This is a genomic window from Acidianus manzaensis (genome assembly GCF_002116695.1).
Taxonomy (GTDB): Archaea; Thermoproteota; Thermoprotei_A; order Sulfolobales; family Sulfolobaceae; genus Acidianus; species Acidianus manzaensis.
In genome coordinates this window covers 478,092-489,644 of sequence record NZ_CP020477.1, presented here as the reverse complement: position 1 = coordinate 489,644, position 11,553 = coordinate 478,092, and the positions used below count along the sequence as shown (strand labels likewise).

General features: G+C 30.1%; 14 protein-coding genes. 7 read left to right on the top strand and 7 right to left on the bottom strand.

Translation table 11 applies throughout. The annotated features are described in order from the left end of the window. Positions 1 to 3: 3 nt before the first annotated feature. Positions 4 to 1,095, top strand: a complete 1,092-nt coding sequence (locus B6F84_RS02180; protein ID WP_148690707.1) for an RsmB/NOP family class I SAM-dependent RNA methyltransferase — start codon at positions 4 to 6, stop codon at positions 1,093 to 1,095. Here the strand turns inward: B6F84_RS02180 and B6F84_RS02175 are convergent. The 3 genes from B6F84_RS02175 to B6F84_RS02165 form a co-directional block, all read right to left on the bottom strand. Continuing rightward, on the bottom strand, positions 1,058 to 2,290 hold the full coding sequence (locus B6F84_RS02175; protein ID WP_148690706.1) for a glycosyltransferase: 1,233 nt from the start codon (positions 2,288 to 2,290) through the stop codon (positions 1,058 to 1,060). The two genes, B6F84_RS02180 and B6F84_RS02175, sit on opposite strands and share 38 nt — an antisense overlap. Next, a complete protein-coding gene (locus tag B6F84_RS02170) occupies positions 2,287 to 2,940 on the bottom strand; it encodes a DUF5752 family protein (protein WP_148690705.1) in 654 nt (217 codons plus the stop codon). Before B6F84_RS02170 ends, B6F84_RS02175 begins: the two co-directional genes overlap by 4 nt. Positions 2,941 to 3,066: 126 nt before the next feature. Next, positions 3,067 to 3,423 carry a NifB/NifX family molybdenum-iron cluster-binding protein gene (locus B6F84_RS02165; protein WP_148690704.1) on the bottom strand — a complete coding sequence of 119 codons (357 nt, stop codon included), beginning with the start codon at positions 3,421 to 3,423 and terminating at the stop codon, positions 3,067 to 3,069. A gap of 88 nt (positions 3,424 to 3,511) precedes the next feature. On the opposite strand from B6F84_RS02165, the gene B6F84_RS02160 reads away from it, so the two are divergent. Next, complete coding sequence (locus tag B6F84_RS02160) at positions 3,512 to 3,748, top strand: Rdx family protein (protein ID WP_148690703.1); 237 nt, start codon at positions 3,512 to 3,514, stop codon at positions 3,746 to 3,748. Between the two features lie 9 nt (positions 3,749 to 3,757). Here B6F84_RS02160 and B6F84_RS02155 read toward each other — a convergent pair whose 3' ends face one another. Continuing rightward, a complete protein-coding gene (locus B6F84_RS02155; protein WP_148690702.1) occupies positions 3,758 to 5,368 on the bottom strand; it encodes a cbb3-type cytochrome c oxidase subunit I in 1,611 nt (536 codons plus the stop codon). Between the two features lie 210 nt (positions 5,369 to 5,578). Here B6F84_RS02155 and B6F84_RS02150 point away from each other — a divergent pair, with 210 nt between their 5' ends. Further along, positions 5,579 to 6,349, top strand: a complete 771-nt coding sequence (locus tag B6F84_RS02150) for an enoyl-CoA hydratase/isomerase family protein (protein WP_148690701.1) — start codon at positions 5,579 to 5,581, stop codon at positions 6,347 to 6,349. On the opposite strand, the gene B6F84_RS02145 is transcribed toward B6F84_RS02150, so the two are convergent. Next, positions 6,323 to 7,324, bottom strand: coding sequence for an ABC transporter permease (locus B6F84_RS02145; RefSeq protein ID WP_148690700.1), 1,002 nt, complete (start codon positions 7,322 to 7,324; stop codon positions 6,323 to 6,325). The two genes, B6F84_RS02150 and B6F84_RS02145, sit on opposite strands and share 27 nt — an antisense overlap. Next, entirely contained in the window at positions 7,324 to 8,046 is a 723-nt protein-coding gene (locus tag B6F84_RS02140; protein ID WP_148690699.1) for an ABC transporter ATP-binding protein, read from the bottom strand. Before B6F84_RS02140 ends, B6F84_RS02145 begins: the two co-directional genes overlap by 1 nt. 31 nt (positions 8,047 to 8,077) lie before the next feature. On the opposite strand from B6F84_RS02140, the gene B6F84_RS02135 reads away from it, so the two are divergent. The 4 genes from B6F84_RS02135 (at position 8,078) to B6F84_RS02120 (ending at position 11,066) form a co-directional block, all read left to right on the top strand. Continuing rightward, complete coding sequence (locus B6F84_RS02135) at positions 8,078 to 9,028, top strand: AIR synthase related protein (protein WP_148690698.1); 951 nt, start codon at positions 8,078 to 8,080, stop codon at positions 9,026 to 9,028. Continuing rightward, entirely contained in the window at positions 8,994 to 9,542 is a 549-nt protein-coding gene (locus tag B6F84_RS02130) for an NTP transferase domain-containing protein (RefSeq protein ID WP_236749011.1), read from the top strand. The genes B6F84_RS02135 and B6F84_RS02130 overlap by 35 nt, the downstream gene beginning before the upstream one ends. Then, the gene (locus B6F84_RS02125; RefSeq protein ID WP_338025986.1) at positions 9,511 to 10,239 is read left to right on the top strand and encodes a DUF1614 domain-containing protein; all 729 of its coding nucleotides are present in this window, start codon (positions 9,511 to 9,513) and stop codon (positions 10,237 to 10,239) included. The genes B6F84_RS02130 and B6F84_RS02125 overlap by 32 nt, the downstream gene beginning before the upstream one ends. 269 nt (positions 10,240 to 10,508) lie before the next feature. After that, positions 10,509 to 11,066, top strand: a complete 558-nt coding sequence (locus tag B6F84_RS02120) for a thiamine-phosphate synthase family protein (RefSeq protein WP_148690696.1) — start codon at positions 10,509 to 10,511, stop codon at positions 11,064 to 11,066. Here B6F84_RS02120 and B6F84_RS02115 read toward each other — a convergent pair. Next, positions 11,043 to 11,498, bottom strand: coding sequence for a PadR family transcriptional regulator (locus B6F84_RS02115; protein WP_148690695.1), 456 nt, complete (start codon positions 11,496 to 11,498; stop codon positions 11,043 to 11,045). The genes B6F84_RS02120 and B6F84_RS02115 overlap by 24 nt on opposite strands. Positions 11,499 to 11,553 lie beyond the last annotated feature (55 nt).

The window sequence follows — 11,553 nt, the reverse complement described above, 5'->3', positions numbered from 1 at the left end:
ACAGTGGGTTATAAGAAATTATTCACTAAAGCACTAATTTTGATACTTTCGAAAAATGTTTCCCTAGAGAAAGCCTTTGATTCTTCATTTAAACTTTATGGTAAAGGAAACAGGAAAATATTATTTGAAGAATTTAAAAAATTCATAATAAAATATCTTTATTCAAGAAACGTGTATCCGGGATATAGTATAAATCAGATCTATAATTTGGAAGTGAAAAACATTGATCCAGAATTTACTATTCCAGTCTGGGCATACTATAGACTCTACCCTCTTCTAGGTAGAGAAGGATTAAAAGGAATATATAACAGAAAAAAGTGGATTAGAGTTAACACTTTAAAATCAGATTTAAATCAAATAGTAACCTCATTGAGAGAAAAAGGTTATACATTAATTCCTACTGAAATTCCATATCTTTTTGAATTAAACTCAGATAATTCAATAACTAAAACAAAAGAATTCGAGGAAGGCTATATTATCTTACAAGATAAAGCTAGTATACTCTCAATTTTGTTTCTTGATCCTAAGCCTAATGAAAGAATTTTAGAAATAGGCTCTGCTCCAGGCATAAAAACTTCCTTAATACAGCAGATTACAAAAAATAGATCCTACGTTGTAGCAATAGATGTTTCAACAAAAAGAGTATTAATGCAGAAACAGCTGATGAAAAAACTTGAAGTAAATAATGTTGACCTAATAATATCTGATGGTTTGCATTTACCAATAAGAAAAGCAGATAAAATATTTATAGATGCACCATGCAGCAACAGTGGTACAATAAATGTAGATCCATCAGTATTTATTCGATTAGCAAAAAAGGATATAATTAAGCTATCTCGTTTACAAAAAGGCATATTGAGAGAAGCTTCTAAATTAAAAACAATTGTGGTATATACTACGTGTTCTTTGTTTCCAGAAGAAGGAGAAAAAGTTATAGAAGATTTTGAAAAATATCTTATAAAAATTCCAAATAAAGGACATGAGGGATATAAGAAAAGTAAAGTATGGTTACGTGTATATAGAACATATCCTCATAAAGATTTTTCAGAAGGGTTTTTTATTGCAAAACTGGATTTTTCAAACTTTCAGGAATAGTTCTCCCTGTAACGTATAGCATGACACTCATATATTCCCTCATATGCCTAGTAATTAGGAAGTTATTTCTCACATGTTCTCTGGCATTTTCACCAATTTTTTCTACTAAATCTGGGTTTTTTAAACTGTGTATAATATAATGTGCTGCTCCATCTATATTATCAACTAGAAATCCAGTTATTCCGTGAATTATTTGTAATGGTATTCCTCCAGTTCTTCCACCTATAACAACTTTTTTCTTCCACATAGCTTCGCTTACTGTTAATCCAAATCCCTCCTTTAAGGATTTCTGCATCACTACGGAGGCTCCAGTTTGAAATGCGTTAATTTCGAGATCACTATATGGTGGTAACATTAATAAGTGAATATCTTTATCGCCTTCTGCTTCTTTAACAGTCTTATCGTATACTTCTTGTCCTTCTGGGTCATCTGTTGCCGGACTTCCAACATATGCTAATTGTAAGTTTGGTATATGCTTTTTAGCTAATTTATAAGCCTTTATAACTCCTACTGGGTCTTTGGCATAATCAAATCTTGATATCTGTACTAATAAAGGCTTTTTGAGATCTATCCCATACTTGTACAATACTCTTTTTACCGTAATATCTGGAAGTTTAATATTTTTAATACTTAAAGGGTCAATTGAAGGAGGTATTATAAATTGAGGTATTTCTACATCATCCCTAGCAAAGATCGGGGTTGACACAATCATAGCATTATATTTTTCTATTTTTTCCTTAAGGAAATTCCATACTGGCTGATATGGATTAGAAATATCTATGTGGCATCTCCATATCCACTTACCCTTCTTTTTGAAATTTATTAATCCTAATGGCTGTGGATCATGTATCATTATTATATCGTAGTCTAATGGTAACTCATTAGCGTTAATTTCTTGCCATTTATTATAAGTTTCAAAAGCATTATCTGGTAAGTTTCCTACTCCATTTTGAAGAGAATTATGAAACGACTTAGTTACTTTAAAGAAATCATTTTCTCCTCTAATGACTTTCCAATCTACGTTTAGGCCTAATTCCCTCATTAATGGTACCATTCTATTCAAGATTTCAGCTACTCCGCCTCCAGCTCTAGTAGAATTGACGTGCAAAATTGAGAAGTCTTTTAATCTCTCAGCTATCTTTATTATTCCGTCTAGCTCATCTTCACCTATTATTTCAGTATATTTTTCTATCATCTTAACAACTCCTCTTCAAACAAGTTTAATAAATCAGTTCTGAATTTTTCTTCATCAGTATAACTTTGTGGATCTATAGTGCTTAATTTTTCTCCTAGATCTATTAAGCCAAAATTTTCTTCTAACCACAAAGTGAATTCATTTCTTTTACTTTCCCCCATTACTCTTCTGTATACAAAATGATAGAATAACGATCTAGCTGGAACTCTTCCAATAGCATCGATAAATTCAGCTAGCGTACGTGCCTCGATATTCAAGGGGTATATTATTGGTTGACAAGATATGAAGACAAAAGGATAGTCTGCTACTTTTTCTGTAGTTGACGTATTTAATAATTCTATAATCTCTTTTCTTATATCTTCAATCTGTAATGGCTCTCCTCCTTCTACATCAGCAACTACTTCTGCTAAATATTCGTCATGTAAAGATTCTCTAAGCCAGAAAGCAAAGTCATTCGGTAAATCTTCTGGAACTACATGGGAAGATAACATTGGATGAAATACGTGATAAAATATTGAAAATTTATCAACATTAGCAATACCTCTAATGAGTTCTGTTATATTATTAGCCTTAAATTTAGTGTAGACAGGCGGATAATATGCAGCGTAGAACTTAAATGGAATACCTTTTCCTTTCGAATCTAGATCCATAAATAAGTATTACATAAATATGCTTAAAATAGTTTTATACAGCGTAATAAACCATTTGCAGTTAGAAAAATCATATTTTTAAATATTAAATAAAATAATTTTAGTTTAATCCACATTCAAGGTAAATTATTCTTCAGGATATGCTTCAGCATACATTTCTTCGTCTAAATCTTCTGCTATTTTAGTCTTAAGATCTTCTAAATGCTCTAATACTTCACTAAGTGTATTATATTCAGTTGGTATATATTTTATTCTTCCGTATGACATCATATAAGATCCAGGGCATAAAAATTGCTTCTTAACTACTATAGCATCAGCACCTAAATCTAGAATCACACCCATAGTAGCTTCTTTACTTACACCTGATGCTGGGTTTTCATACTGTTCTACTACCTTTTTCTCTTCGTCAATCACTCCTATAATTTCTGCTTCATCTAATGGCTTAAGATTTTGAGATTTATCGTATGTTACGACTATTTTCATGGCAATATACTGTTATTTTGCACTTAAATATTATTTGCTAATAAATCTTCATAAACTATCAATTAAAGTTAGAAATCAATTTACACTTATGGCATCAATTAAAATAGTATATTGTAGACCATGTGGTTATTTAGATAGAGCAATAGAATTAGCTAGATCTATATTAACATATTTTGACGGAATTAGCGTAGAGTTAGTGCAAGGGAAAAATGGTATATTTGATGTTTATATTGAGGATAATTTAATTTTTTCTAGATATGAAGCTAAAAGATTCCCAGAAGAAAATGAAATACTTAAAGAAATAGGAAAAAATTTTAATAAATAAATTAAAAACTTATTGTTGCCTTAATATTTTCAATATTCTATTTGGTATTTTTTCCAAGCTAGATCCTATAGATAATCCCTCATATCCTAACTGCATTGCTATTGTGCTAACTACATTACTTACTGACATTCCTTCTAAGTTAGCAGATCTTCCTTTTAATAATGTTAAGACAAGATCACCAGCCCACAATAATGTAGCAAAATCAGCAATTACAGCACCTATAGCTGATACTACCTCACCAGATATATAGGTTGGCGTTAATGGATAAATTTCAGCTCTTCTTACTAATCCCGCTAATCCAATATTCATAAATCCGATGTCTACCATAGCTGTTCCTATCATGTAGCCTATCATATGAATCCATCCTAATTTTGTCGAATACCACATTCTTCCAGTCAACATTGGAACCATGTAATATAATGTAGCAAATCCAGCTGGTACAATACTCCAGAATATCATAGCATGGAAATGAGCTGGGACCCACATAGTATTGTGTATTATCGAATCAAATGCTATATCAGCATTAGCTATTCCAGTAACACCTGCACCTATTGCCCCAGCAAAACTTATAGCAATCCAAACAGATATTAAATTAGGTTTGAATTGTGCTCCTTTTACTGTAGCCCATAAATTAAAGAAAGTTAACATTGATGGAACAACTACAGCATATGTTAAAACTTCTTGAAGAATCTTTACTGAAACTGGTAAATCTACCATGTATAAATGATGTATTGGTACGTTGTTTGAGAATATTAAGTATAATAGAGCAGCTATTCTAGCCATTTTATCGCTATATAGTGGTCTTCCAGCTAGTAAAGGAATTAAATAGTACATTGAGGCTACTGCTGGCATCCATACTATGTATACTATAGAGTGTCCTAATATCCAGAATGCTATTTGGTTTGCTATTGGATCTAATCCAACTAATCCGTAATAAGCCAGAATATCCCAAGTATTTGCTGCAGTTTCTCCGCTCCATCCTAATGCTATCATTAATGAAGTCATTAAAGCAAATACTGCAAATATTGGCAATTTTTCTTTCATTCCCTTAGTTGCCAAGTAGTAATGATAAATTAACCATATTACAAATATGTAAGTACCAATATCCATGAATTCATATCCAAAGAACCATAAAGGACTAACTACATATTGTGAGTAGTTAGGTATTCCCAACGGATTCATGTAGTACCAACCAGTTGCTCCAAAGTAGTTGTCATTAAATGAAGGAAATGCTACTATTGGTCCTTCCATTAGCATAAATGCGATGTTAAATAATATGAATCCAATATTTAAGAACCATTTAGCTCTTGGTTGGAAATTAAGTAGTTTATATGAGAGGAAAATAAATATTGCTACTTCTAATTGCACTGCAAATCCAAATAGGTCTCTTACTCCATGTAAAGTTATTGATCCATAATATTCTTGACTTGTTATTACTAGAGTTTGAGATAAACCCCAGGAAGCTTCTTGAATTCTTGCCATTAATGCATCTATAATTCCTAGTATTCCCCATATTAGGCTCATTACAATCATAGCCATAGTTATTCTGCTTACCCAATCTTTATCAAGTTGAAATACAGCATTGACCAGCGTTACAAGAGGATTAGACTTAGAACTCATGGTTAAGTATGTTAAATTAACATATTTACCATTTTCTTTTGAAGAATTATAAAGATTTATAAAAACTTACTTAAAAATTTTTGAGATATATCAGCATAAGTTACTTAACTTAATTATACTATAATTATATTCTATTTTTATTAAAATACATATAGAACTGTAATAGCTAGAAACATAATTGTTTTTAAGCTTATTCATATAATTAGCTTAATGTATATTAATGTAGAATTTACTAGAAAAGATACAGCTAAATTAGTTATAAATACTAATACAAAATATAATGTAATGAACATAAAGTTTATGACTGAATTTTTAGATACTTTGGCTGATATAGAAAAAGAGAAGAATTGTAGATTTCTTATAATCAAAGGTCAGACTAATTTTGGGTCTGGAGCAGATATAAAGGAACTCAATATAGCATCAAAAGATAGAGAGTTTGCAGTTTCCTTCTTTAATTATATGAAAGAGATATATAATCGATTAATTAATTTGGATAAAATTACTATAGCACAAGTTGAAGGTATAGCCTATGGTGCACATTTAGAATTGTTATTAGTTATGGATTTTATAATATCTAAGAGAGATGCGAAATTTGCTGCTCCAGGTGGTAAAATTGGTGTATTTCCACCAGTGTTAATCACATTAGGCCCATATCTAATAGGAATACAAAATACTAGAAGACTAGCAATGTTAGGTGAGGAAATTAGTGCTGATGAAGCAGAAAAAATTGGTTTGATAACTAAGTCTACTGATGAATTAGATCTTGAAACTGAAAAAATAATTGAGAGAATGCATTATATGGCTCCTTCATCATTAGCTCTTATGAAGAGACATATTTCTAAATATTTAGAAAGGGAATTAGATAACGTATTTAAAACATTAAGTATCCAAGTTACTAGTGATGATTCTAGAGAAGGAATTAATGCATTTCTATCGAAAATTCAGCCTAGCTGGCTACTCAATCTCTCTCAATCTAAGTAGTTTTGATCCTAAATATATTGTTATTACCATAAAAATTAACACATATATTATTTCCCACATTTGTGGTAATTGTTGATAAACTATTGTTTGTCTAATCACATTATTTAATACTGATACTGGCTGATATTCTATAATTGATCTTATTAGTGGAGGAAATGAGCTTGTATAGAAGAAAGAATTACTTAAGAACATTAGTGGAAATACTAATATATTAGCAGCTACGTTAGCTACAAACAATTTATCCTTAGGAGTTAGACCAAATATTATAGCCCCTAATCCAGAGAACATTAAAGTACCTAGTATGAGAAATAAAATAAATGCTACACCTATTGCTGGTATAAATCCAAATAGTACTGCTAAAAGCAATAATGGGGCAATAGATATAAGTGTTATTATGATTTCATAAATCATTAATGATGTTACCCATTCATAACTTTTTAATGGTGATGCTGCCAGCCTTTCAACTAATTTATCTCTATAATATCCTGCTGCAACACCAGTTACTCCAAATACTCCATTAGAAAGTGCAATAACTCCTATCATTCCAGATATTATATATTCGACATATGTGAATCCTGTTCCTTCATTAAGGTTGAATTTGTATGATGTATTACTATCATTATAGGAGCTAATTAATGCTTTTAATGAAGGAATCAAATAACTTTCTCCTGAAGGATAATATATATCAAATGTCGATCTATTTGTTATTTTTACATAAATATAATTATGAAGTAATGCATCATGAATACTCATATTGCTTTGTATTCCTATAAATAGATCTGAAGAATTTAGATATTTAGCTAATGAATATTGGTTAGTAATTACTATTTGACTCACGTGATTTATTCCTCCGAAACCTATTGCAAATATGAGCGTTAGAAATATAGGAAAGATTATTACGAAAAATAGTGTAGTTTTACTACTTAGATTGTCCTTAGTTATCGCTTTAGCTGTAGCTAATATGTTTTTAAGCATTACTGCTCACCTAAGGTCTCTAATAATGCAAGGTAAGCCTCTTCAAGACTTGATTTTTCAAATTCTTTCATTAAACCATCTGGTGTTGTTAATCTTAAGATTTTTCCATCATATACTATTGCTATCTTGTCAGATAATTTTTGTGCTTCATCTAAATAGTGAGTTGTAAGTAAAACAGTGAGATTTTTATTTTTCAAATCTTTCATTATTTCCCATATATTTCTTCTAGACTTAGGATCTAATCCTACTGTAGGTTCGTCAAGATATATTATCTTAGGATTACCTACTAAAGCTATAGCTATTGCTACTCTTCTTTTGTATCCTCCTGATAAATTTTTGTATCTGACTTTTTCATAATTTTTTAAATCTAATTTTTCTATTATCTCATCAATTTGGTTTTCATTTCCTCCATATAGTTTGGAAAAATATGCTATATTGTCTCTTACTGTTAAATCAGAGAAACCTTGAAATTCTTGAGGGACTATTCCTACGATTTTTCTTACGTTAGAACATTCTTTTGGAATTTTATATCCTAAAACTTCTACTTCTCCTTTACTAGGAGATATCATGCATGATAATACTTTTACAGTTGTAGTTTTTCCTGCTCCGTTAGGTCCAAGTAAGGAAAAGATTTCTCCTTCATTTACTTCAAAAGATATGCCTTTCAATATATCCTTTTTTCCGTAAGATTTCCATAAGTCTTTAACTTTAATCGTAATCATAATTTATTTACTTTGAGAAGAATTGGTTAATGTGTCTTTTGGTAAGATTCCAATAAGAGATTTTTTATATAAAATAAAATCTGGCAATTGTGAGATATGTCCTTCAATAGGCGAAGATGCAGGAATAGTTAAGACAAATGATCAATATATTGTAACTCATTCAGATCCTATAACCGAATCATCAATAGATCCTGGATTTTTATCAGTTGCTGTTGCTTGTAACGATATCAATATGAAAGGAGTTAAGTGTAAATGGATTTTAAGTACTCTTCTTCTGTCTTCAAAGAATAGTCTAGATAAAATTATCTCAGGAATTAACTATGCATGTGAAAGAATAGGCTGTTCAGTAATTGGAGGTCATACTGAAGTAGTAAAAGATCTACCAAGAGATATTGTAGTTACTACTGCTTTTTCCACTACAAATAAAGTAATCTCAGCTAAAAATGCTAACGATGGAGATTATATAGTAGTAGTAGGCAGTATAGGTATTGAAGGAACATGGATATTAGCTTCTGAATTTTCAGATTTATTGCTAAAAGAAGGAATTGAAAAGAATATGATTGAAAATGCACAAAAATTTAAAAATGATATAATAATCCAAGATAAAGCATTATTAGTTTCAGATTTTGCGATAGGAATGCACGATGCTACAGAAGGTGGGGTTTATCAAGCGATATTAGAAATTTCTAAGTTATCTGGATTAAAGGCTAAGGTTAATCCTAATTTATTTCCAATAAGAGAGGAAACAGAAATCATTACTAGAAGGCTTAAGATAAATCCATTCACCTTAGTTTCTTCAGGTTCTTTTGTAGTTATAACTAGACATCCAGAAGAAATATTAAAGAGAGTTAATGAGGCGCGTGTTGTAGGAAGATTAATAAAAGGGGAACCAGAATTGCAAGTTGAAGGAGTTGGAACATATAGGGATGACTTTAGGGAAGAACTTGTTGAATTTGAGAGCAATTATAATGGCTGGAGGTAAAGGAAGTAGGCTAGGCACATCCTATAAGCCAGTAATAAATATATGCGGTAAACCTATGATTTTATGGATATATGATACGATCAGACAAATAGTATATGAGCGGAATATTTATATTGCAACATTAAGAATTCATAATTTGCTCCCTATTTTGTACAAATTCTTTAGTGAAAGAAATTTCGTATTTACATCAGGTATCGGTTATGAGTATGATATTTTAGAAGCTGTTAGAAGAGTGGGATTTCCTGTAATAGTATTACCTTCAGATACTCCTTTTGTTTCTTTAGAGGATTTGCTTTATCTTATTTTTTCATGTAAATCAGCAATATGTAATCTTATTACTAAATCAAAATATGTAGGAATTAGTTTTTGGCAGTCATTAAATATTAATGACTATTCAAATATAGAGTCTAGAAAAGAAATAATAAATGTTAACACAGAAGAGGATATAATAACTGCTATAAATCAATGTAAGAGGGGAAATTTTGAAAAGAATAGTAATACTCTCCCAATATAGGGGTATAATGTTTCCAATATATGTCCTATTAGCTCTATTTCTAATGATCATCTCTATAGGTTATTTTAAAGACGTTTTACTTTTTATAGGAATAAGTAGAAAACTTAGTTACATTTTAGCTTTTGAAATATCTATTCTTAGTTTTGCTTTAAGTCCAGTAAATTTAGTTGTAAAAGAAATTAAGAGAGAAGCTTTAGTTCCTAGATATGATGTAATCTATGTTTTCGGTATTCCTTTTTATGTACCTAAACTCTCTCAAGATTATCTTACTACCCTTATAGCTATAAACTTTGGAGGAGCTATTATTCCATTATTACTTTCTATTACATTATTATTTTTGACTTTTAAGTATATTTTTCTTACAATAGTAGATATAATATTGCTTATACTGATTTCTAAGTTATTCTCTAGAGTTGTGGACGGAGTTGGAGTTGTTATGCATCCGTTTATTCCTCCAATTTTTGCAGTAATTTTTAGTTACATACTCTTTTTCCATTACCCTCAACTAGTACCAGTTGCTGCATATATAAGCAGTGTAATAGGTACTCTAGTGGGAGCGGATATTTTAAATTTAAATAATATCATAAAAGCATCTCCCCAAATAGTTAGTATAGGAGGAATGGGAAGTTTTGATGGTATATTTCTTTCCGGTCTTTTCTCTATAGTATTTGGAGAATTAATAATAGCACTTTTATAATCTTAAGTAAGAAATATTGCTTTTAATTTTACTAGAGTTAACATCTAATTATTTACTAACAAATTACTACTATGTCCTTAGATTAGTATGAATAGTCATATTAACTATAATAATATGAACTATTATTCTTCATTCTATACTCTATATTCTAGATATTTCTTGTTCTATACAATGTAAATCTTATTAAAAGTGAAGACTGAATGCCTTGCCGTTAGCTGCATAAGTGATAAGCTGTAAATTTATATCATTTTCTGATATTACAAGTAACTATGGAAGAAAGAAGCGAAATTTTAGTTAAATTGAAGGAAGCTACGGATTATTTTGTTTCAAATGATAGATCTTATCTGCTTATTCCAGAAATAAGAACAAATTTTGGTTATGCTTTACCTAATGCAGAATCTCAAAATGATGTTGCTGCAATACCTGGTAGATTAACTGTAGCATTTAATAAAGTAGTATATTGCTTTCCTCCAGCGTTTGGAGCGTCAGATCATATTTCTAGAGTAATTTTGACAGCAATGAAATATAATCAAGATATACGTAGTGCAATAGATATAAAATATTATGAAAAAATAGTAAATACGCTAAATAAAATTGACCCAAATAATATCTATATATTTAATAGGAAACTAGAGCCAGAAGAGTCTAGAGAAAAAGAAAGGCATACTATGAATTTTATGGTAGAGTCTGCCTATAGAAAATTAGGTAAGATTCCTACATTTATAGTTGATTTAGGTGATTATGGAAAAGAACCTACTATATTTGTTTTAGCTAAAGAACCAATGGAAGTGGCAAAGATTTCTCTAGGACTGCTTAGCTTCATCTAGAGTCTTCTCTATTTCACTCCTGCATCTCTCGAGTATAGACTGAATTTTATTAAAATTTTCTTCATTTAAACTATCCTTATAGCTATATAATATTAGACCTAAATCAAAGAGCTCAGAAACGAGTTTTCTATAATGATTTTTACTGCTAAAAATAGTTTTTACCTCAGTTTTCATATTTTTGAGCGTATCCTTTCCCTTATCAGTTATACAATATATTTTTTTATTATCTTTCTCTTCAATAGAAACTAAATTATTTGTTACTAATTGTTTAAGTACTGGGTAAATAGAACCAGGCGATGGCTTATAAATGCCATTAAACTTTGCTTCTATACTTTTTATAATTTCATAAGCGTACATAGGCTTTTTATCAAGAGCCTCAAGGATTAGCATTTTTAATGTTCCTTTTCTAAGCCTTTCTAAATTAATCTTCATAATTTAAGAAAAAGCAACGTTATTTATAATTTTAATTCTTGTTAGCAAGACATCA